At 40.2% G+C, this 24,904-nt stretch carries 12 protein-coding genes; 11 read left to right on the top strand and 1 reads right to left on the bottom strand.

The features are described from left to right. The first annotated feature begins 62 nt into the window (after window positions 1–62). The 11 genes from dinB (at window position 63) to DWW23_RS21630 (ending at window position 19,997) form a co-directional block, all read left to right on the top strand. Window positions 63–1,217, top strand: a complete 1,155-nt coding sequence (dinB, locus tag DWW23_RS21680; RefSeq protein WP_255419619.1) for a DNA polymerase IV — start codon at window positions 63–65, stop codon at window positions 1,215–1,217. A 38-nt stretch (window positions 1,218–1,255) separates the two neighbouring features. Continuing rightward, entirely contained in the window at window positions 1,256–1,849 is a 594-nt protein-coding gene (locus tag DWW23_RS21675) for an RNA polymerase sigma factor (protein WP_122356097.1), read from the top strand. A gap of 74 nt (window positions 1,850–1,923) precedes the next feature. Continuing rightward, window positions 1,924–2,913 (top strand): FecR family protein, encoded by a 990-nt coding sequence (locus DWW23_RS21670; RefSeq protein ID WP_122356095.1) that lies wholly within the window; start codon window positions 1,924–1,926, stop codon window positions 2,911–2,913. A 315-nt stretch (window positions 2,914–3,228) separates the two neighbouring features. After that, entirely contained in the window at window positions 3,229–6,531 is a 3,303-nt protein-coding gene (locus DWW23_RS21665) for a TonB-dependent receptor (RefSeq protein WP_158583228.1), read from the top strand. A 24-nt stretch (window positions 6,532–6,555) separates the two neighbouring features. Further along, the gene (locus DWW23_RS21660) at window positions 6,556–8,367 is read left to right on the top strand and encodes a RagB/SusD family nutrient uptake outer membrane protein (RefSeq protein ID WP_122356091.1); all 1,812 of its coding nucleotides are present in this window, start codon (window positions 6,556–6,558) and stop codon (window positions 8,365–8,367) included. Between the two features lie 116 nt (window positions 8,368–8,483). After that, entirely contained in the window at window positions 8,484–10,604 is a 2,121-nt protein-coding gene (locus DWW23_RS21655) for a right-handed parallel beta-helix repeat-containing protein (RefSeq protein WP_122356089.1), read from the top strand. A 252-nt stretch (window positions 10,605–10,856) separates the two neighbouring features. After that, a complete protein-coding gene (locus DWW23_RS21650; protein ID WP_122356087.1) occupies window positions 10,857–11,450 on the top strand; it encodes an RNA polymerase sigma-70 factor in 594 nt (197 codons plus the stop codon). A gap of 70 nt (window positions 11,451–11,520) precedes the next feature. Beyond that, complete coding sequence (locus tag DWW23_RS21645; protein WP_122356085.1) at window positions 11,521–12,540, top strand: FecR domain-containing protein; 1,020 nt, start codon at window positions 11,521–11,523, stop codon at window positions 12,538–12,540. Window positions 12,541–12,891: 351 nt separating this feature from the next. Then, window positions 12,892–15,996, top strand: a complete 3,105-nt coding sequence (locus DWW23_RS21640; protein ID WP_158583227.1) for a TonB-dependent receptor — start codon at window positions 12,892–12,894, stop codon at window positions 15,994–15,996. A 29-nt stretch (window positions 15,997–16,025) separates the two neighbouring features. Next, window positions 16,026–17,555, top strand: coding sequence for a RagB/SusD family nutrient uptake outer membrane protein (locus DWW23_RS21635; RefSeq protein ID WP_158583226.1), 1,530 nt, complete (start codon window positions 16,026–16,028; stop codon window positions 17,553–17,555). A 72-nt stretch (window positions 17,556–17,627) separates the two neighbouring features. Further along, the gene (locus DWW23_RS21630) at window positions 17,628–19,997 is read left to right on the top strand and encodes a TIM-barrel domain-containing protein (protein WP_122356079.1); all 2,370 of its coding nucleotides are present in this window, start codon (window positions 17,628–17,630) and stop codon (window positions 19,995–19,997) included. Window positions 19,998–20,114: 117 nt separating this feature from the next. Here DWW23_RS21630 and DWW23_RS21625 read toward each other — a convergent pair whose 3' ends face one another. Then, window positions 20,115–24,428, bottom strand: a complete 4,314-nt coding sequence (locus tag DWW23_RS21625; RefSeq protein WP_158583225.1) for a cellulase family glycosylhydrolase — start codon at window positions 24,426–24,428, stop codon at window positions 20,115–20,117. Window positions 24,429–24,904 lie beyond the last annotated feature (476 nt).

Genomic DNA, 24,904 nt, shown 5'->3' with positions numbered 1-24,904 from the left:
AAATGGTCTGAAGGATTTAGACTACTATTTAGTGTTGCAAAAGATATGTAGAGATAAAATCTATACGGTATCTCCTCTCTTTTACGTATCTTTGTTTAGGAAAAGGAGGTTATACGGAACGTAAAATCATACATATAGATATGGATGCATTCTATGCATCGGTTGAACAACGGGACAATCCGGAACTGCGTGGAAAAGCGTTGGCTGTCGGCTATTCGGAAGAACGAGGTGTGGTCGCCGCTGCCAGTTACGAAGCGCGTAAATACGGTGTCCGTTCCGCCATGTCTTCACAAAAAGCCAAACGGTTATGTCCGAACCTTATCTTTGTTCCGGGCAGAATGAGTGTGTACAAAGAAGTGTCACATCAAATCCATGAGATCTTCCATGAATATACGGATATCATCGAACCCCTCTCGCTGGATGAAGCATTTCTCGATGTCACTGAAAACAAAAAGCAAATACCTTTGGCCGTCGATATCGCCAAAGAGATCAAACAACGGATACGACAGGAGTTGAACCTGGTTGCTTCAGCAGGCGTATCTTACAATAAATTCCTGGCAAAAATAGCATCCGACTACCGGAAGCCGGACGGCCTTTGTACGATCCATCCGGCACAGGCCCTCGACTTTATCGCCCGGCTACCGATCGAATCATTTTGGGGGGTCGGTCCGGTCACTGCCAAAAAGATGCATACGCTAGGTATTCATAACGGAGAAAAACTTCGGGAATGTTCACAGGAAATGCTTACCCGTCAGTTTGGGAAAGCAGGTATCCTGTATTATGAATGTTCCCGTGGAATAGACCTGCGCCCGGTAGAAGCCATACGTATCCGTAAATCCGTAGGATGCGAACATACGCTGGAAAAAGATATTTCCCGCCAGTCGTCCGTCATTATCGAACTTTACCATGTAGCGACCGAACTGATCGGCCGCCTGCAACGAACAGGATTCAAAGGAAACACACTGACATTAAAGATTAAATTCCACGATTTCACCTTAAAAACAAAAAGTATTACCCAATCTCGCGAACTGACTACTTTAAACGAGATCCTCCCTCTTGCCAAGCAACTGCTGAAAGAAGTCGATTACGAAACAAACCCGATCCGGCTACTCGGCCTTTCTGTTTCAAACCCGCAGGAAGAACGGGAAGAAACCGTTAAAAAAGAACAGTGGGAACAATTAAGTTTAGAGTTTAGTGATTGGAAAGTTTCGTATTAAAGTTATATTTGCATAAAATCTAAAAGAGATACTATTATATGCACAAGCGGTTCCTCTCCATATCCGGGCAAACCGATGACGAGTTACTTATTCTTTTGCAAAAAGGAAATGAGAGGGCCTTTACTACGATCTATGAACGGTATCATAAATTGCTTTATGTCGTTGCTTTCAAATATTTAAAGGATAACGATACCGCCAAAGATGCCGTCCAGCAAATATTCCTGAAACTTTGGGAGTCGCGTACACTTCTCAACATTCAGATCAACCTAAGAAATTACCTGTACACCATGTTGAAAAACTATCTGTTGAATGAGATCAGGAATAACTATAGTGCGTTAGAAAAAAATTATGAACTGGCACAAGAGACAATCGAGTATGAAAACGAAATACTGGAGAGACTGGAAGAAAAAGAAATGAACGAACAGTTATACCGGGCTATCGGCGACCTGCCGGAACAGAAGAGAGCCGTCTGTCTGTACAAACTGAAAAAAGGATTATCCAATCAGGAGATTGCTGAAAAAATGCAGATATCGATACCGACAGTCAAAACCCATTATTCTCAGGCCATCAAACTGCTCAGGGAACATTTCGAGAAGTTGTTAATCCTATTACTCTCCTCCTTTTTCTCCTGAAAAAGAAAAAAGAATAATAGAGACTCATACCAACAGTCCAGTTATGTGTCAATTAAGAAAACAGGAATAAGAAAATGAAAACACCAGATAAACATATCATCGACAGAACACTCGACAATACCGCCACTCCGGAAGAAGCACGCCAGGTAATCCGCTGGTTCTCCACTCCCGAAGGCTCCCGATATTTGTCGTCGCTAATGGATGAAGATATGGAAAAGATACAGCCCGGCAACGAAGAACTGTATGCAGAACGGTCCATTCCTACAGACGAAATGTACCGGTTCATCATGAAGAAAATCCACCTGCAACAAAGAAAACGGATCATTTTCCGTGCAGCCGCCATTCTCATTCCATTACTGTTGTTCCTCGGGCAATTCTGGTACATAGATAAACGTATCGATCTTTTCGCCGATTCTGGTTACGAAGAAATATATGTACCTAAAGGTGAACGCATGCAACTGATCTTCCAGGATGGTTCGCGAGCCACCCTCAATGCCGAAACACGTATTAAATATCCCCGGAAATTCGGCTTTTCCGAGCGTAAAGTGGAGTTGGAAGGGGAAGCATTCTTCGAGGTCTCCCCGAACAAGGATCGCCCGTTCATTGTCGATATGAAAGATGTCAATGTTAAAGTACTGGGTACCACATTCGATGTAAAGGCATACGCAACCGATCCGGATATCTTTGTTACTCTGGAAACAGGGAAAGTGGTACTGGCAAACAAATCCAGTTCATTAGCTCATATGAAACCGGGAGAGAAAGCAACGTACAACCGGAAAAGCGGCGTTTGTAAAATATCCCGCCCGGAAAACATAGAGCACACTTCTGCCTGGAAGAATAATCAGATTATATTCAATAATACTCCCTTATCTGAAGTAATAACCACTCTATCCCGTTGGTACAATATTGAATTTGAAGTAGTGGATACTTCTGCGCTATACTACAACTACACATTAATATCCATGAACCAGCAACTCGAACAGATATTAAATGATCTAGAAAAAATAACGCCTGTACAATTCATTAAAGAAGAAGGACTTATAAAAGTAAAGATAAAAAAATAAAATAAATCCATCTTTCTCACTCATACTTTTTTTTTCATCGTGTGTCTATTATATAAAGACCATAAAAAACAACTCTTTTCCGGAAGGGGCGAGATTCTATTATATTGTTTAACCTTTAAATTAAGACAAACATGAACAACACAACATAACAAATTCAAAAAATAACCGGAAATGTCCCCACATCTCCGGTTATCCAACGTACCGAAATTCAAATTAATTTCTAATACATAAATTCATTTCAAAAGTATGAAAAAAAATTATTTGTGCCTTATATCCAGGTACCTTTTAATATTAATTGAGAAAATCCCGAATACAATGAAATTAACATTTTTATTTCTGGTCATCTCTTTGTTAACCTTTACAGCAGAAGCCTCTGCTCAAAAGGTATCCATGTTCTTTAATAACGTAAAGGTAGAAAAAGTCTTATCTGCCATTACCAAGCAAACAGGACTCAGCATGGCATATAGTAAACAGATCGTCAATCTGGACAGAAAAGTCAGTATTCAGGTTGAAGATGCTGATGTCGCGCTAGTTTTAGACAAACTCGTTACAGATACCAATCTGAGTTACGAGATCAAGAACAACAAGATTTATTTGTTTGAGAAACAAGCTATAACAATAGCTACAGTAGTCCTACAAAAGAAACAGATTTCAGGAACAATCGTTGATCAAAACGGCGAACCTATTATCGGTGCTAATGTCGTTGAGAAAGGCTCTACAAACGGAACTATCACAGATGTAGATGGAAAATTTGTTTTAGAAGTTGATAATAATACATTGTTGCAAGTAAGTTTCATTGGCTACATAGAATTGGAAGTACCTGTAAAAGGAAAATCTTCTTTGCAGTTGATCTTGCAAGAAGATACTCAAAAATTAGATGAGGTAGTAGTCGTAGGGTATGGTGTACAAAAAAAGAGTACTCTTACCGGTGCCGTTTCTTCTGTTAAGTCAGAACAGCTGACAATAGCTCCGGTGGGCAACGTGACCAACACGTTAAGTGGTAAGTTGCCCGGCTTAATCACAAAACAAACATCAGGTATGCCTGGTTCCGATGCTGCATCTCTGAATATTCGTGGATTTGGATCCCCCTTAATAATTGTAGATGGGGTTGAAAGTAGTTTACAAAATCTCGATGTAAACCAGATCGAAAATATAACCATTCTGAAAGATGGTGCCGCCTCTATCTATGGCTCACGCGCGGGTAATGGCGTTGTATTGGTCACAACCAAACGAGGTATCAATCAAAAACCAACTATAACCGTTAATGCCTCTTATACTTTACAAGGTGTAACCAATTTGGCGAAAACTGCGAGTTCGGGACAATTAGCTCAGATGCAACGGGAAACTCACTTACAGTCCGGACAACCGGAAGCCACTGCCCCGTTTACAGCAGAAGCTGTTGCCAAATTCTTTGCAGGCGATGATCCGGCCTATCCATCTACAGATTGGTACAACGTAGTATTTAGAAATTGGGCACCTCAAAACAATGAAAATATTTCTATTCGAGGAGGTAGCGAAAAGATCAAATATTATGGACTTTTTGGCTATCAAAACCAGGAAACAATGATTAAGAAGAACGGAGGAAGCTATACCCGTTATAATCTGCAATCCAATATTGATGCTGTCGTGACCAACCGGATTACCTTGTCTATAGATTTAATGGCTATTTATGACAAAAGTAAGTTCACCGGTCGGGGAATAGGACAAGGAGAAGGCATAATCTGGCAGGATTTGTATATCACGAAACCCTGGTATCCGGCTTCGCTGCCTGATCCTAACAAACTGGCGTACGGAGGAATCGATGTGGGAAGTGTCGCTTTGTCTTCCGATATGGATGTATGGGGCTACGTCTTAACGAAAAACCGCGATATTCGCACTACGGCCACGCTCGTTTATGATGTTCCTTTTGTCGATGGATTGACGGCAAAAGCGATGATCAATTACCGGGATTGGGAATCGTACAGTAAGAACTTTCAGAAACCATACCAATTTTATACTTATAACCAAGCGGCAGATCTTTATACCTTGGCAGGAGGGATGAGAAGTGCTGCCCAATTGAGAGAAGATGTCAATTTTAACAGGCAATTGACCCAGCAGTACTCGTTAAACTATGATCGTGCGTTTAACCAGACACATCATATTACGGCATTAGCCCTTTTTGAAAGTATCGACCAGTCGGGAAATAACTTTTGGGCATCACGCAGGGATTTTGTAACACCCACCATCGAACAATTATTTGCCGGCTCAGATACGGGTAAAGATAACTCAGGTTCTGCATCTGAAATGGGACGAATGAGTGTAATCGGACGTGTCAATTATAGCTATAAAGACAAATACTTGGTGGAAGCAATTTTGCGGGCTGATGCTTCGGCCAAATTTGCGAAAAGAAACAGATGGGGATACTTTCCAAGCGTCTCTGTCGGATGGACTCTTTCAAAGGAAAATTTCATGGCTAATATTTCAATGTTAGATTTGTTGAAAGTAAGAGCCGGTTATGGTTCATCAGGTTACGATTATAATGGAAATTTCCAGTATTTGTCCGGATATAACATCGGTGGCTTGTACCAATGGGACGACGATTTAGTCAGTTGTTTGATTCCGACGGGAATGGCTAATACGATCTTGACATGGGAAAAAATGCACGTATATAATGGTGGTGTGGACTTCTCGCTTTGGGATCGTATACTTTACGGATCTGTGGATGGTTTTTATCGGGTACGTGACGGTATTCTGGCTACCCGGGCAACATCTGTTCCCGGTACATTTGGCGCTGTTACTCCCTTGGAAAATATTAACAGCAGTAATGACCGTGGATTTGAATTGTCGTTGGGGACAGCTAAAGATAATGGCGAATTTAAATACGACATCAATGTTAACCTTTCGTGGGCACGCGCTAAATGGGATCACTATGAAGAAGCAGAGTATGCCGATCCGGATCAAAAACGTCAAAAGCAACTATCCGGACAATGGACCGATCGTGTATTCGGATATGTATCCGACGGATTATTTACCAGTCAGGAAGAAATTGACGCGTTGCCTTATTCTTATGTTGGACTGGGTGGAGAAAATAAAACACTTCGTCCCGGTGACGTCAAATATAAAGATATGAATGGAGATAATGTTTTGGATTGGAAGGATCAGGTGGAAATCGGCAAAGGCAATACGCCTCATTGGTTTTATGGCCTTACAGGGTCTTTCAGTTATCTGAATTTTGATCTTGTTGCGATGTTCCAAGGTGCAGCAGGATACTCTACCTCGGTTAGCAGTAACAATACGGCACAAACATATGAGCTAAGGTGGACAGAAACGGACAATAATAGCGATGCTTTAGTTCCCAGATTAGGAGGAGCAGCATCTAATCTTTGGACGTCGGATTATTGGATGAGGTCGGTCTCCTATCTGCGTTTGAAGAATTTAGCATTAGGCTATACGATTCCTAGAAAAATACTGGAGAAAGTCAATGTGGAGAGATTACGCGTATATCTTTCAGCGACCAACCTGTTTACATTGAGTAACCTGAGTAAATATAACATTGACCCGGAAGTTCCTAGTGGATTTGCAGCGAAGTACTATCCACAACAACGCACTATCAGTCTCGGAGTTAACTTATCGTTTTAATCACTGTAAAAATTGGAGATAAACATGAAAAGCATAAAATTTTACCGGATATTGGTCATGGCCCTAGTAACCATGCTGACCTCTTGCAACGATGTATTGGATAAAAGGCCGTTGGATATTCTTTCGGATGACGTGATCTGGGATGATCCGTCTTTAGTGGACAAGTATATGGCTAATCAATATGCCAATATGTCTGTTTTGAAATTCGATTCGCCACAATATCCCAGTTCGCTTTGGACTGACGTTGCCGGATTTATGAATGTTATGCATATATCAGACGAAGTCGGTATGCCTGTTTGGGGATTGGTCAACGTCCATGCATACAAAATAGGAGGATTGACCGTGACCGGCGGATTGCTGGAATATTGGGAATTGCCGTATACGATAATCCGCCAACTGAACACATTAATCGATAAATTGCCGAACAGCTCGAATGACAAGGCCTTTATAGAGTCTCGCCTCGCAGAAGCACGTTTTTTGAGAGTGTTAAATTACTTTTACATGGTGAAGCGGTATGGAGGTGTTCCATTAGAGACAGAGGCCTTACCCTTAGATGCCTCGAAAGATAAAATGTTTCCCAAAAGAAGTAGTGAGAAAGCGGTGTACGATTTTATCATCACTGAACTGGATGCTGTTGCGGAACAGCTGGATGGTCTTCCCACCCAATATGGACGTGCTACGCAGGGTGCAGCATTGGCCTTGAAATGCCGTACTGCTTTGTATGCCGGTAGTATCGCACAATTTGGCACGGTGCAACTCGACGGTTTACTGGGAATACCTCAGGCGGAAGCTACAAGCTATTACCAGAAAGCGTACGACGCCGCAAAAAAAATACAAAGTCTCGGTAAATATGAATTGTACAATAATGAGGAGAATAAGGTCCAGAATTACAAGAATGTCTTCTTAAATGAACGAAATAGCGAAATGATTTTTGTCAAACAATACAAACCTACAGTAAACGGTTGGCTTTGGTGTTTCATCCTTTGTCCCAAACCGCACGGATATGACGCAGGAATGGCTGCCGCACCTTACTTAGAGACAGCCGAAGAGTTCGAATATACGGATGGCCGGCCGGGAAAATTGGACAGAGAAAAGATCCAACAAGGATTATGGAGTATGGATGAACTTTGGAAAGACAAAGATCCCCGCTTCTTCGCTACTATCTGGACAAATGGGACACCCTGGAAAGGCGGTCATGTGGATTCTCACCATGGGTTAATCGGTGGGGATGGCGTATTGTATGAAGATCAGCAAGATGCTTACGAGGGGATACCGGCTTGGGGAAATCAACATTTTGGGGGTATTTTTGGCTCTGGCTTCGGAGTATTGAAAATGTTGAACGATGCCTCCAACGCGAATATGGAAGAATTTGGTGACGGTACAGATTGTCCTGTATTTCGCTATGCAGAAGTTTTGTTAAATCTGGCAGAGGCGGCTTTTGAATTGGGTAAAACAAATGAGGCACTCGATGCGATCAATCAAATTCGGACCCGGGCGGGCATCGCACCCAAAACAACTATTGACCGGGAAGCTATCCGACATGAACGGAAAGTGGAATTACTCTTCGAAGGACACCGTTATTGGGATGTACGTCGTTGGCGCATAGCAGAAGATGTACTATCTAAACACGGTTCCGGTCTCCGATTTATCCTGGATTACAACGCTACCAATTTTACCAGTGATGATTTTAATACATCCCATAAATACAAAATACAAGTGCTTTCTAACTATGATGGCAGACAACCTCAATTTAACGCTTGTAATTATTATCTTCCAATTACAAACGACAGAACGGGGCAAAATCCAAATCTGGTCGAGAATCCGGGATATAAATAATCATCTAATTGATTAAATGACAAACTCAACCCCTCGAAAGCAACTGAAAAGCTTTCGAGGGGCTTTTAAAATTATTAAATCGCATACTTAGTCTCTGAATTATAAAATAATATAATATGAAGTCGATCTTTTTTACATTTACAATCTTCTTGATTTCTCAAGCACTCAATGCCGGTGTAAAGATCTATATGTCTCCGCATGGGAATGATGGAAATACAGGCTCTATACATCAACCTTTAGCTACTTTTGAAGGAGCTCGGAACAAAATCCGCGAGTTACGTTTGAAAGAACAAATTATAGATACAATTTTTGTGGAAGTACAATCCGGGACCTATTATATTACCCACGCATTTGCACTTACGGAAAAAGATTCCGGTACTCCTCAGACAGTTGTGGTATTTCGGGGTAATGAAAATGACAGACCACTTGTTTGTGGCGGTAAGAAAACAAACCGTTTTGAAGAAGTAACACCCAACCTTTGGCGCGTTTATATTCCGGAGGTTGCCGATTTAGGATTTTATTTTGAACAATTATATATAAATGGCGAACGACGTATTCGGGCACGGACCCCAAACGGGGAAGATCTTTTACATCTAAAAAGAGTCAATGAAATAATATTGGATACTACAAGGCAAAATTACATAGCAGCATTTGCTGCACAAAAAGTAATTGTAAATACAGAAGAATGGCAAACACTGAAAGATATAGAAAAAGAGGAATGGAATGATATTTTAATTTCATTTTATCATAAATGGGAATATACTCCAAGACATATTCAACAAGTGAATGTTACCGATTCAGCAATTTATGTCACAGGAAACGGGATATTTGTTCATAACAAACTAAATCAAGATAGTCGTTACAGGATTGAAAATTATAGAAATGCATTGGATCAACCAGGAGAATGGTTCTTGCAACGGGATGGATATCTTTATTATATACCAATGCCGGGAGAAACAATAAAGAACACGCAATGCATATACCCTATTTCAAATAGTTTATTGACAATAGCGGGTAAAAGAGGTAACGAAGTAAGTTCCGTCCAATTCAGAAATATTCGGTTTGAAACGGAAGCTAATAAAAAACCAACGCGTAAGTATGCTGCTCTTCAAAGTGCAGCAGAAGAAGAGGCCGCCATTATGATTGATCATGCTAAACACATTGAATTCCTGAATTGTGATATAGCGCATACCGGACATCATGGCATCTGGTTTCGTGAAAACTGCTCCTTTTCAAAAATGGAACATTGCCATCTGTACGATTTAGGTTGTGGTGGAGTGAAAATCGGAAGTTATTTACCTTCATTTACTCCTACTGATCAAAAAAAATTGGCTGATACCCACCATATAACTGTCCTCAATAATATTATTCAACATGGAGGATATGACTATCCTAATGCAACCGGAGTAACGATTTTTCATGCAAGTGACAATACAGTTACTCATAACGATATCGCTGATTTTAGATATTCAGGTGTTTCTGTAGGTTGGGTTTGGGGATATGCCCCAAGTCCTTCAAAACGAAACATAATAGATTTCAATCATATCCATCATCTGGGATGGGGACAATTGAGTGATATGGGAGGAGTTTATACGCTGGGAGCTTCTGAAGGTACAAGTGTTAGCAATAATGTGATTCACCATATACATTCATTTACCTATGGAGGTTGGGGATTATATACCGATGAAGGTTCAGCGGGTATACGAATGGAAAATAATCTCGTCTACAGATGTAAGAATTCCGCATTTCATCAACATTATGGGAAAGATAATATAATCCGGAATAATATTTTTGCATTAAACCTGTATTCTCAGATGCAATTGTCACGTATTGAAGATCATTTGTCATTCTCTTTTACCAACAATATCATTTATTACGATCAAGGATTGTTGTATATGGATATGGGGCAAGATACTTGGTTGAAAGCTCAGACCATTCTTGACAAAAACTGTTTTTGGAATCCCACTAATCAGAAGCAAGACTTCCATGGATTAAGTTTCTCTGAATGGAAAAAATCAGGAAAGGACAAACATTCCGTTATAGCAGATCCTCAGTTTATTGATCCGATGAATTTCGATTTCCGATTCAAAAGTACAAAGGTTACAAAAAAAATTGGTTTTAAACCTTTTGATTATTCTCGTGCAGGAGTTTATGGAGATCAGGTTTGGAAAGAGAAAGCCATATTATCAAAAGAGTTAGAGGATAAATTCGATGTAGTTATGAAAAATGTAAAATAAGTTCAGGTTATATGAAGTTATCTCAGTAACTAACCTTTGGACGGGGAGTAACGATAATATTGCTACTCCCTCTCCCTCAGTTTTCAGAATAGGACATAATACCGAATGAATACGGTATTCAAATGTTTATATATATTTTTAAGTCTAGCCAACTTTTCTCAAGATTGGATATAATACCATATATTTTCTCAAAGTTATCATGTATATTTGCCACAACTCTTTTGGGAAACAAGAGGCTTCAGACAATATATTATGGAAAAAGAGAAAGAACTACATTTGATTCATTCCCTGAAATCAGGAGATAATCAAGCATATAAATACATATATGACCACCATTATGTATTGTTATGCAAGATTGCCTATGAGTTCCTGAAAGATGATTTTCTGGCTGAAAGTATTGTCGATGATATTATTTTTCATCTTTGGGAGAAAAGAGATACCATCGAGATTACCACTTCCCTTCGCAGCTATCTGGTCCAGGCTGTCCGCAATCGCTGTATAAACTATCTGAATTTGGAAAGAGAAAAAAGAGAAGTCCGTTTCTCTGTTATCGATCAACAGGGTGAGTGGATAAACTCCGTCTTTCCATCCGATGACTACCCGCTGGCACGATTGCTGGAAAACGAACTCGAACAAGAGATCAGGAATGCCATCGATAGACTTCCTGAAGAATGTAAAGTCGTATTCAAGAAAAGCAGGTTCGAAGAAAAACGCTACGAACAAATAGCCGAAGAACTCGGTATCTCTGTTAATACGGTAAAATACCATATCAAAAACGCAATATCCCGCTTAAATGCAGATTTAAGTAAGTATTTGCTTCTCCTCATATGCTGTTTTTGGAATTAAATTAAAAAATTTGTCCGAACACACTACCCTCTCGCCTTTTCTAACTGTCATATATACAAGAAGACGATAAATGAGACCTACAAACATACATACCAGGATAGAAGAACTGATCACAAATTACTTTTCAGGAAGTTTGGGAACAGAAGAATTAGCTGAGCTTGAGAATTGGCTCAAAGCCTCTCCGGAAAATCAAAAATATTTCCGACAGATGCGGGAAGTCTGGTTCTCGACGATCGGAGCCAACGAAGAGATACGATACGATAAAGAAAAGGCTTTTCGACGATTCCTTGCTAAAACCCAGGTGGCATCGGAGAAAAAAGTTGCCAAAAAGTATTCTCTTCATAGATATATGTATGGAGCAGCGGCAATTGCTCTTTTATGTATCATTTCTTTCGCCTCCTATTGGAGTGGTTCGGAACAAGTGAAAAAACAATTTGCCGAAATGGTAGTAGAAGCTCCTTTAGGCTCAAAAACTAAATTATACCTCCCGGACGGAACATTGGTATGGTTGAATGCTGGTTCGAAAATCACTTATTCACAAGGTTTCGGAGTTGCAGAAAGAAAATTGCAACTAACAGGTGAAGGTTATTTTGAAGTCACTAAAAATGAACAATTACCTTTTGAAATCAGAACAAAAGAATTAGAACTGCGGGTGATGGGTACTAAATTCAATTTCAGAAACTACCCTGAAGATGAAGAAGTTTCAGTCAGTTTGCTGGAAGGAAAAGTCCGCCTGATAAATTACCTGAAAAACAATGACCTGTGTTATCTGGAACCCGATCAGAAGGCGATACTGAATAAAAAAGACGGCCAATTAAAGATCTCTCCGGCAGAAGCCCGGTATACCGCAGAATGGACAAACGGTTATCTTTTCTTCGATGAAGAATTATTGCCGGATATCATCAAGGAACTGGAAAGAAGCTATAACGTAAAGATCTATATAAAAGACGAGTCTTTAAAAACATTCCGTTTTTACGGAAACTTTATACGAAAAGAACAGACAATTCAGGAAATATTGGATATGTTGGCTTCGACCGGCAAACTCGAATATAAAATAAACGGAAAAGAAGTACAGCTGTACGCAAAATAAAAGCTTTTATCAATAACTGTATTATTAACTTTAAAATTGAATTTACATGAAAAGAAAAGACCCTGATTAATGGAGGAACAGAGTCTGAAATAAAAAAGAACCGGAAGATCTGCACAATCTTCCGATTCAAATTTCCGGACTTCATCTCTGCGAACTTCCGAAAGTATTGACAAATATAGTAAAACTTTACTTCCGGTATTAAGATTTCTTGTTTAAAACAATTAATTCTAATTACTTATGAAAATCAAAAAGAAGGCCATATATATGGTCCTGGCAGTGTTTTGCCTTAATTTAACAGCGTTTGCACAAAACATCAACCTCAAATTAAATAACGTGACAGTGAAAAAAGCCATGGAGACATTGAAGGAAGAAAATGGGTATTCCTTTGTTTTTGCTTCCGGCGATGTAGATACGAAAAAGGTCATTCAGGTAGATGTACATGATGGGACAATAGATCAGGTAGTAAAACAAATACTACATGACCAAAAAGTTTCATACGAGATCAAGAATAAGAACATCATCGTTCAGAAAGACGTACTTTCAAATCAACCGAAAGCCGATAAAAAGAAAATCACAGGAACCGTCACCGATCCCGACGGTTTACCTATCATCGGTGCCAACATCGTAGAAAAAGGGACGACCAACGGCATCATTACCGATATGGATGGTCGTTTTCAACTGGAAACAGCCGGTAACGCAATTCTACAGGTCTCTTATATAGGATATGTAGCTCAAAACATACCTGTAGGAAAACAGTCCGATCTGACAGTTATACTCAAAGAAGATTATCAAAATATAGAAGAGGTAGTCGTCGTTGGTTACGGTTCTGTAAAAAAATCAGACTTAACCGGTTCTATCTCGTCTATTTCCGCAAAAGATTTCAATAAAGGAATCTCACGCAGTCCGGATCAGTTGCTGGCTGGAAAAGTTCCGGGATTAATGGTAAACCGCAGCAGCGGCGACCCGAACAGTAGTGTGACAATGCAATTACGCGGTCCCTCGTCCTTAACGGCATCCACAGCTCCTTTTTATGTAATCGATGGAATACCCGGAGCGTCTATTAACTTAATATCTCCGGATGATATCGAGTCGATGAACGTTTTGAAAGATGCTTCCGCTACTGCCATTTACGGCTCCCGCGCGGCGAATGGAGTAATCATGGTTACCACGAGGAAAGGACGTACAGGAAAACCTCTGGTAACCTACAGCGGATATGCAGCATTGGAAAGTGTATCCGGCCGGGTGAACGTACTGAATGCCGATGAGCACCGTACATTCTTAGCAGAACATGGCATGTCGCTTGCCGCCAGCGATGAAGGGAATGGCGCCGGTACCGATTGGCAAAAAGAATTATTACGGAATGTCGGTTTCTCACACAATCATAATCTGAGCCTGGTCGGAGGTAGCGAGAATACCAAATACAATGCATCCGTCAACTATCTGTCTAACCAGGGTATTGTAAAACATAGTGATTACGACCGTCTGGTTGCCCGTATCGGTGTAGATCAGGAAGCGTTGAACAACCGCCTTCATATAGGCCTGTCCGTATCCGGCAGTTTCGTCGGATCAGACCATGTGGACTATAGTATATTCAATTACGCAGCCCGCTGGTTACCCGAATCACCGGTCATGTCCGACGATCCTGCCTACCAACAATACGGAGGATACTTTCAGGTACCGGGGCGTATGACCTATTATAACCCCGTCGCCATCCTGGAACAACGGAGCGACCATCGTTCCCGTAACATCCTGCAAGGAATAGGTAAGATCGGATTAGATATCATCGATGGTTTAAGGTTCGACATGTTGGCATCCATACAGAATGAAACATACGATCAGGCCTATTATCAAAAAACAACGGATATCTCCGTACTGGGTAAAGGAAATGCCATCCGTGAATTCCTGAAAAACACAGATAAGCTGATAGAGACAACCCTCAATTATTCCAAAACATTTGCCCAAAAACATGACATGAAATTAATGGCAGGTTATTCATACCAGAAAATCATCAACAACGATGGTATACGGGGAACCAATAACTACTTTACTTCGGATGCTACCGGAGCTGATAACCTATCGGTAGGTAACGGAGATAAAGCCATTCATTTCCAGAACTACCCGAATAAAACTCAATCGGTACTGGTGTCATTCTTCGGTAGAGTAAATTATGGATTTGATAACCGGTATTTATTAACGGCAACTTTACGTCGCGACGGTTCTTCCAAGTTCGGAGCCAATAACAAGTGGGCAATGTTCCCCTCTGTTTCCGTAGCATGGAAGATCACGGGAGAAAAGTTCATGGAAAACCAATCCTTCTTCCAGGATTTAAAACTGAGAATCGGTTATGGTAAATCGGGTAATCAGAATATTGATCCTTACACATCACTTACACTTTACGGCCCACAATCCAGCCAGTTCATCTATAATGACGAATGGATCAATAGTTATGGGGTAACCCAGAACCCGAATCCGGACCTGAAATGGGAAAGTACCTCTATGACAAACGTGGGAATCGATTATTCTATTTTCGGCGGCAGAGTTTCCGGTAGCCTGGAAGTATATAATAAAGAGACCAAGGACATGTTGTATAAATATAACGTTCCGTCTCCTCCTTACCAATACAACCAGTTGCTTGCCAACGGCGCAAGCATGACCAATAAAGGTATTGAATTCATGGCAAATGTAGTTGCCGTAGATACCCGGGATTTCAGTTGGATCAGTAACTTCAATATTTCTTCAAACAAAAATAAGATCGGATCGCTGGCTAGCAATATCGAAAACTTATCCATCGCCGAACGGTATGAAGGAACCATGACACTGGAAGGATGGACAGCCCAAACAGTCTCCCTGGTCAAACCGGGATTGCCTATCGGTACATTCTATACATTTAAATATGTCGGCTATGACGAAGAACAGCAGAAAACTTTGTACGAAAATGCCGCAGGCGAAATCGTGACAGTCGATAAACTGAAATCGCCGGATGATTATAAAGAAGTAGGAAAAGCTCTGCCTAAAGTTATTTTCGGTTGGAACAATACTTTTCGTTATAAACGTTGGGACCTGAATTTTTTCCTGCGGGGAATGGCCGGCAATAAAATCTTTAACGCCAGTCGTGCCGACCTTTCCAGACTGAACCAGGCAGCGACTTGTAACATCTCGCACGAAGCCGTAAAAGACGGTATCATGGAAGCTCCGCAACCCTCCAGCCGCTGGTTGGAAAACGGTTCTTTCCTGAAACTGGACAACCTGACACTAGGCTATCAGTTCAATATGGAGAACATAAAAGAGATCGGTCAGCTACGTCTTTACGTAACGGGGCAGAACCTGTTTACCATTACCAAGTACACTGGTGTAGATCCGGAAGTGAGTCTCAGTGGTTTGGCTCCGGGTATCGATAATCGTAACTACTATCCGAAGACACGTTCTTTCCTGTTAGGTGTAAATATTAGTTTTTAAAATTGTCTAATCACATGAAATCATTCGTTATGAAACTAAATTGCATATACATTGCCGGAGCACTGGCATTTACATTGAATTTTACAGGATGTACCAATCTGGACGAAAAGGTCTATTCATCTTATACAGATGAGAATTTCCCTTCTTCACCCGAACAGTATGCATCTATGACCGGCCCTATTTATGTGGCTGCACAGAAACTTTTCGATAACAATCTATACGAATTGCAGGAGATGGGGACAGATGAGATCATCGTTCCCACCCGAGGTGGCGACTGGTATGACGGAGGACGTTATGTCGATATGCACTATCACATCTGGACTCCTTCACATATTCTGATAAAAAATGCCTGGGACTCTGGTTTTAGCGGGATAGGAACCTGCAACCAGGTATTGAGCCAGTTTGAAGCGTTACCTGACAATGACGGGAAAATACAGACGATCTCAGAGATCAAAGTCATGAGAGCCTGGTTCTACTTTTATATGATGGATACTTTCGGTGGAGTCCCCATTGTGACAAAGTTCGATCAAAGCGTTGCCGCACCGTCTGCCAATACGCGTCAGGAAGTATTTGATTTTATCGCTAAAGACCTGGAAGAAAATGCCGAATACCTGAGTAGTGAAGCGAACAACCAGACTTACAGCCGTCCCACACAAGGTATGGCCTACACCCTGGCAGCCAAACTATACCTGAATGCAGAGACATATACCGGTAAGCCGCAATGGGAGAAAGCTGAATATTATTGTGACAAAGTCATTGCTTTAAATCAATATCAGCTCGGAGACTATTTCGATATGTTTAAACCGGATAATGGTGCAAAAGATAAAGAACCCATCTTCTCCGTTCCTTTTGATGCGAACAAAGCCAAAGGAAACCGTTGGTTCCTTCGCACATTGCATTTCAGTCATCAGAAAACATTTTCTTTGTCGCAGGCTCCTTACAACGGTTGGTGCGTAGCTCCGGATTTCTTCGACTTCTATACGGATGACGATATCCGGAAAAAGATATTCCTGTATGGTCAGCAATATGACGCTTCGGGAAATCCGATGATCTATAACGGAGTGAACGTTGTATTGGATCCTTATGGGTTCAATGCATTCGATGTTGGAGGAGCTGACGACAAAGGTCGTCTGGTCGGAGCACGTTGTATCAAATACTATCCGGATAAAGATGCCATCGGCGGTTGGGCAAACAATGACTTTGTTGTTTTCAGATACGCCGATGTATTGATGATGAAAGCGGAGGCTTTACTCCGTCAGGGAAAAGAGCTTTCTACCGCGGTTGAACTAATGAACCAGATCAGAAGCCGGGCCTTCCCGAACAATCCGGAAATGTTGTTCACTACAGCAACATTAAACCTGGAATCCCTGTATGAAGAACGTGGGCGTGAATTGATCTGGGAAATGCACCGCCGTGTCGATATGATCCGTTTTGGAAAATTTGAAGACCATATGCTCTTTAAGCCATCCACAAAAGGAGAAGAATACAGACGGATATTCCCTATCCCAACTTCCGTATTGGCATCCAATCCGAATCTGGACCAGAATACCGGATACTAAATACTGCTAGTAAATAAGATCGTATGGGAGGATAGTTTTTTTCTTATTCTCCCATACATAAACAAGATAATCATGAATAAAGCTCTATTCTTAGTAATCTGCTTCTTGCATATTACTATTTCCCACAGCGAGAATATCGACAAGGGATTCAGTGTAACGGATGATTCATTGCAGATATCCGTTTCATCTCCTCGGGACAAAATTATCCATGTACAAGTTGTACCTTTAGGTTCGCAACCAAGTAAATCGTTGATCATACCAGAAACATCAGATCCCGTTCCTGACTGTCAGATACAAAAGGGAGATAATTATATTTCACTGAGAACGGCGTCCGTTACAGCCACTTATTCCTATACGGATAAAAATATACGCTTTACTGATTCGAAAAGTGGGAAACAGCTGCTTCAGGAACAGGCACGCTCTTTCGAACAAAAAAAAGTGGCAGACGAAACAGTATGGCAGATAAAACAGATATTCAAATTACATCCGGACGAAGCATTATACGGACTGGGACAGTATCAGGAAGGTATTATGAATTACCGGGGACAAAAGGCTAAACTCGTACAGGCCAATATGGAAATTGTCAATCCATTCCTGTTATCCACACAACCATATGGTATTTTATGGGATAATTACTCCAAGACGTTGTTCGAAGATAATGAAAAAGGAGCCTCCTTCTGGTCGGAAGTAGCCGATGCCATCGATTACTATTTCGTTTACGGCACTGATATGAAGGATGTTGTAGCCGGTTATCACCGACTGACAGGAAAAGTGCCCATGTTCCCCAAATCTGCATTCGGATATTGGCAATCCAAAGAACGCTACAAATCATTTGATGAACTTATTGATGTCGTAAAAGAATATCGCAAACGGCATATTCCACTCGATAACATCGTACAGGACTGGGAATACTGGGGAGACCGCGATCATTGGAACAGCCTTCGATTCGATACTGTCAATTTCAATCATCCCACAGATGTTATCCGTCAATTGCACGATCGATACAATGTGAGCCTGATGCTTTCCGTATGGCCGGGATTCGGAAAGAAAACGGACGTATACAAAGATATGGAGAAGATCGGAGCACTGTTCGACGAACCGACCTGGGCAGATTATAAAGTCATGGATATATACAATCCGCAAGCTCAAAAGATTTTCTGGGAACATCTTTATAAAGGACTATACCGCACAGGAGTGGACGCCTGGTGGATGGACGCCACAGAACCATCCTTCAGGGAAGGTTTTACCCAGGATAAACAAGAGGAAAAAACAAAGTCGGCCGGGCAAACTTATATAGGTTCATTCGACCGTTACCTCAATGTTTATTCCTTATTCTTATCCAAAGCCATGTACGAAAACATACGCAAGCAGGACAATAAACGAGTAACAATTTTAACCCGTTCCGCATTTGCCGGTCAACAGCAATATGGAACTGCCGTATGGTCGGGAGATATTACTGCCTCCTGGGATGTATTCAGAAAACAACTACCTGCCGGATTAAACCTCTGTATGAGTGGAATACCCTACTGGACAACAGATATCGGAGGTTTTTTTGTAACGACAAGGGGCAGCCAATATACCAAAGGTCTTGCCGATCCTTCTTATAAGGAACTTTATTTAAGATGGTTCCAGCAGGGAGTATTCTCACCTATTTTCCGTGCTCACGGCAGTAATGTCCCGCGGGAAGTATGGCAATTCGGCGAACCAGGCGATCCTTTTTATGACGGGTTATTAAAGATGATCGACCTGCGGTACAGTTTGCTCTCCTATATATACTCATCAGCCTGGCAGGTAACATCAAATTCCCGATTAATGATGCGCGGGTTGGTCATGGATTTTCCGGATGACCGGAATGTACATAACAGAGCTGATGCTTATATGTTCGGTCCCTCATTACTGGTCAAACCGATAACAAAGCCGATGTATTATACAACAGAGGGAGCTATCGGTACACCTGACACAAAAGAGTCTGTTTATCTACCAGAACACACAGGTAAATATTGGTTCGATTTTAATTCCCGGCAGATCTATACGGGAGGTAAAACTATTTCATATCCAACTCCACTCGATGTTATACCGGTATTTGTAAAAGCCGGTTCTATTATTCCCATAAATAAAGTAGTCCAATATGTCGGAGAACAAAAAGAAGAAGAGTTGGAACTAAGGATTTATGCCGGGGTAGATGCCGATTTTGAACTTTATGAAGACGACAATAAAACTTATGCTTATGAAAATGGCGTTTATTCACTTGTCCGGTTTCATTGGGATGATCAAAACAAGCAACTGAGTATATACGATAAAGAGGGGACATTTGTCAATTATCCGCAAAGAAGTTTCCGGATAAAACTTTATATAGCGGAAGAAAGCAGCTCAAACTATTCTGTACGGGAAAAGCTTATCCGATATGAAAATAAGCATATTACGGTCGATATGATCAAATGAATTAAAATCTCGTTTAAAACGAGATAAAATTCGCTTTAAACAAAGTTACAGTCCATCTTAAACGAAAAAAACTCCTTTTAAACGAACCTCAATATCGTTTAAAAGGAGTTTTTCACTTTATTTCTTCACAAATTTGAATGTCTTCCTGTTACCATTTGCACAGACTACCTGTGTAATATAGACACCCTTGCTTATTGAGCGAATATCAATGGTCACAATATTGGTCATCGGTGATTCTTTTCTAATAAAACGTCCCGAAACATCTAAGATATCTATATTACGAACAAGATCGGTTGCCTCAATGATCAGGTATCCGTTGGAAATTTTATAACTGATAGCCTCATCACTGATATTCTCATTTCCTGTCGGTTGATCTTTAGAGAAATAGAGATTATCCAGGTAGAAGGTTCCTTTTGCATCACTTTCAAACCGAATATATTTAACAATATTCAAATCAGGTAAGAAAAATTGGAAGATCTGCCATTTTTCTTTTGCAACCGGTAATGTGGCAAACTCTATTTCATCTATTCCGTCCGACAGATAAATCTTCAAAGTTTCTTCATAAGGACTCCATACATCCAGGTGTAGATATTCCATAGAAGAAACATCCAATAACCCTACGTTGACCGCCAACAGATTCGTGTTAGTCAGTTTCCATACGGGAACGCCTTTGATCGTAATAATTTCCACTTCCGTTTCTTGTCCATCCACCCTTTCAAAGCTAGAATTAATATTCTCATAAGGATTGCTATGTACAGAGACCACATTTTCCTGATGGAGAGTAGGTACAGAAGCAGGCCAGACTGGTGCAGGTTCCTCTGGATCGGGGTCAGGGTCGGGATCAGGATCAGGATCGGGGTCTGGATCAGGGTCTGGATCAGGTGTTACCGACTCTTGGTATAGGTAGACATGATCCATATATATCCTGCGCTCTTCACCGGCCCCACCTGAAAAGTTGATACTTTTAAGTTTTCCTCCTGTCCGGGATAAAAAGTCGGCTAGGTCTATATCAATGCTATTCCATGCATGTGGTTTCAATGTATAACTTTTTTTAGATGAAGTTATTCCATTTCCAGTAGCAGTAATAGTTATATCAAACCAACTTCCCGGATATATTTCCAGATGAAGTTTCGTTTTATTTTCCGGAAACATTTCATTGAAAGAAAGTGCTTCCGATGCAAAATTCGAGAATAAGATTATTTTTTGGTTCTTCGTATCCAATGCGGAATCATCATCCGGCAAATCATACAAATTCACTTTATATTGTGAGCTGAAAATACTTGACACATTTTCAACACTTTTGGATGGAACAGGAGCCTTGGGAATTATTTCAGAACCCTTTTTTATAGTTATATCTTTTAAAGTTACCGTCGCTTCCCCTCCATTACCCAACTCAAATGCTATACGAGCGGAATTATCCGTTTCGTGATGCATGGTAAAGGTATAGGAGAACGTTTGCTCATTCAATCTCGGGGTAAAATAAAAACTTCCATATTTAGTATAAGGCTCATCATTAAATCCGATGTAACTCGAATAAATATCGCCGTTATTACTCGTTGTCTTAGCAATAAAGGAAATCTCATAAGTTGCATTTTTTTCTATGGTGAAGCCTGACAACAATGTCATAACCGAATAAGTTACATTGCCTCCATCGGTTATTTCTATTGTTAAAGATCCTTCGCCTTTATTCAATTTAGCATTTCCTCCCTGATTTTGAAGCAATGCCCAGACTTTGCCTTTCGGATCATTGATATCATAAACAACTTCTTTAGAAAGGAACTGTATTTCTGCTGCTTTAGCTGGGATGCCATAAGTCAGCAATGCATCGGGTAAATAAGGATATTCTCCTACCGATTCGTTGTATATACTCGACGTCAGATGCCAGTAAGCAGAACTAAAGCCGTATTTCTCAATTGTCCGAGCTATATGATTTGTCCACAGGAGGCGTGAATCGATATCCGCTTTATAATGAACACCGAACTCTCCGATATGGATAGGAACATCGTTGCTGTCACTAAAAGCTTTTATCTTGTCAAAATCAGCGGTAACAGCATCTCGCTCGCTCTGAGTATCGCTCCACCTTAACCCGACGGGGTACATAGGATTTACCCATTCAGCTCCCTGATGGGTAAAAGGTAATGGATTGTAATAATGGATTGTTACGATCAGATGATCATCATTTTCCGGCAGTACTAAAGCATTCGCACCTTCCAGGCCATAAATCGTACCCCAATTGGTCGTACCGACCATGATGGCGCGATTTTTATTATTATCGTTCCTGAAATCGTATGTTTGCCTTATCGTTTTGATAGCCTCCGGAAAAACATGATTCCATTCACTATCCATCTTATCCCTGGGCTCATTCAATATTTCAAATACCAGTCTTTCATCATAGTTCTGAAAATAGTCAGCCAACTGCTCCCAAAGAGTCATGAAGCGCTTGATCTCACCAGTCTGGGCTTCACCCGACAAGTCCATCAACGGGTCATAATGGTGCATATTGAGAATAACTTTCAGATCGGCAGCCAAAAGTTTATCAACGACTTTCTGTATCTCAACCAGAAATTCCGCTTTTATATTATAAGGAGCCTTATCCATACTCCTAGGATCTCCCTCCGGATAATCATCCCAACGGACAGGGAGACGTACATGTTTAAAGCCTTTTTCTTTTATCTTTTCAATATATGTATCACTCCATGGATAGTCGGCCTGTTGTTCAAAAGTGGCACCGATGTTAACACCACGACCTAACTGATTGTTAAATACGGCAACAGGAGTTGGGGTAAAAGATGCTTGTTTGTTATAAAAATATATATTGTCGATAAAGAAGGTTTTAGTGCCTTGATGACTATTAATTGACAGATATATGCCATACAAAGGACCTGATAATCCATTCGTTACATCTATCCGTGTCCATTCATTGGCAGTAAGTTTCTGAGCCGGAATTTCATAACTATCATCTCCTATCAAAGTAATAGTTAATTGTGTCTCTACCTCTGAATATACATCTATATGGAAAAATTCCATAGCACTAACATCGATTCCCGGAACATTTATTGGAATATGATTCATCTTGGCTAATGCCTTTACTTCACGATCTCCAATAGATGTAGGCAGTGGTACTGTTGTCTGATGTTTATTATCTGTAACAAAAGTAAGCTCACCCTCAATTCTGGAATCAAGGTATGAATCACCAAATAAAGAAACCACTTCTTCGGTATTACGCACAGGAGGAAGATAAGCGGTGAAATCGGGCGTACCTTCAACAATTATTTGTTTGCTGTCATAAAAATAGATATGATCTAGGTATACAGTTGAACCTCCGGACGAAGGCTGAATAACACTTACATATTGATTATCCTCTGTTTCTACGTAATATTCAGAAAGATCTACCTCAATAGAATTCCATTTACCGCCAGTAAGATTCTCAAATGTGAATTCCTTTGAAACCTCATCCGAAATACCCTCCACTCTGTCTTTATAAAGAATGAGCTTTACAGCAAATGAGATATTGGTTTCAGGATATACTTCCAAATGCAATCTATCTTTTCCACTAATATTCAATCGATTATTATCCGGATTATATTGTATACCCATCCAACCCAAATTCGAGAATTTGAGAATGTTTTTTTCATTTTCATCCTTTACTACGGATTTTACAGTCTGAGAACCCCATTGTTGATATTCCAAACTAATCCCTGTTCCATATTTTGTGCTGTAAAAGTTTTTGACATTAGAACTTTGACGTATTGGAACAGGTGCAGCTTTGATAGATGTCGGAGAAGGATTCTTTTCTTTATAGAAAAAAATATTATCTAAATAGACTGTTACTTGCCCCTTAGCAGAACTATCCGACTTATCCACAACCGTTAATTCTATAGAATTTATTTGCTCCAATTGATTCGTACCTGTCACATATTCAAATTCACTTAAAGGAATCCTCAGTGTATGCCAACTATCTGGAAGCAATTCACTGCCCACATTATCCATTGAAACAGTATATCCATAGACTGGTTTTGAACTGGGAGCATGCAATTTTATATTAAGCTCATCTATTTTCTCACTTAAATAAATATCGATATTGATATAGTTAATAGATGATGTTTCTATCTTAATATTAGGTTCACTCGCCTCCTCACTATAAAAGGCTATAAACTGGTTATCAAATGTAGAAAACTTAATTATATCTTGATCATTCCCGTTTTTCTCAATGGACTGTACTGTCGTATGATTTGGCTCCCAAGATACAAATTGTAAATCAGTACGCTTTCCATAGTAATTACTATAAATAAATTTTATACCATCATCTATTCTATCAAATCCGGGATCATTTGCAGCCGGAATAGTTTCCGCCCATACATTCTGTATCCCTGTAATCCCCGTTAATAAATACCAGATAATAAATAACTTTGAAAAAAAACTTGTTCTCATACTTGTGCACATACTACTCCTCATACACTGAATATCTTTGCCTGTAGGAAAAGCGAAAGAAACCCAGTAACAAATTGGTTTTTAACTCATTATACTCAAATACAAATATCGCTATATTTATTAATATAACAGATATACATTAAGTTTATTTGTAATTTAATAAAGATATGTCCAATCTCTCTCCTTATTATCATTTTGTCACTACTCTACCAGGAAAACAAGATTTATATACCAGGTAAATGGAAATACCCTAGCGGGTAATATTTTTTAACATATCAGATTAACATCTAAAGAAGAACTACTCAATCCTCCCTTAAACTCTTTTATCTTGCTGACTTGAACTATTTTATAAATCAACGAAGGGCGTATATTTGCTTTTTTTGCATTGACAAAATGACAATTTATGTAAAGAAAGGATTTATCTCCAATGAAAAAGTATCTTTGAAGCGTGAAAAGTACAGTGTCGGACATCGTGG

This window comes from Parabacteroides sp. AF14-59 (assembly GCF_003479515.1).
Classification (GTDB): Bacteria; Bacteroidota; Bacteroidia; order Bacteroidales; family Tannerellaceae; genus Parabacteroides; species Parabacteroides faecis.
Note: the sequence above shows the minus strand (reverse complement) of the source record. Positions and strands in the feature narration are given on the sequence as shown.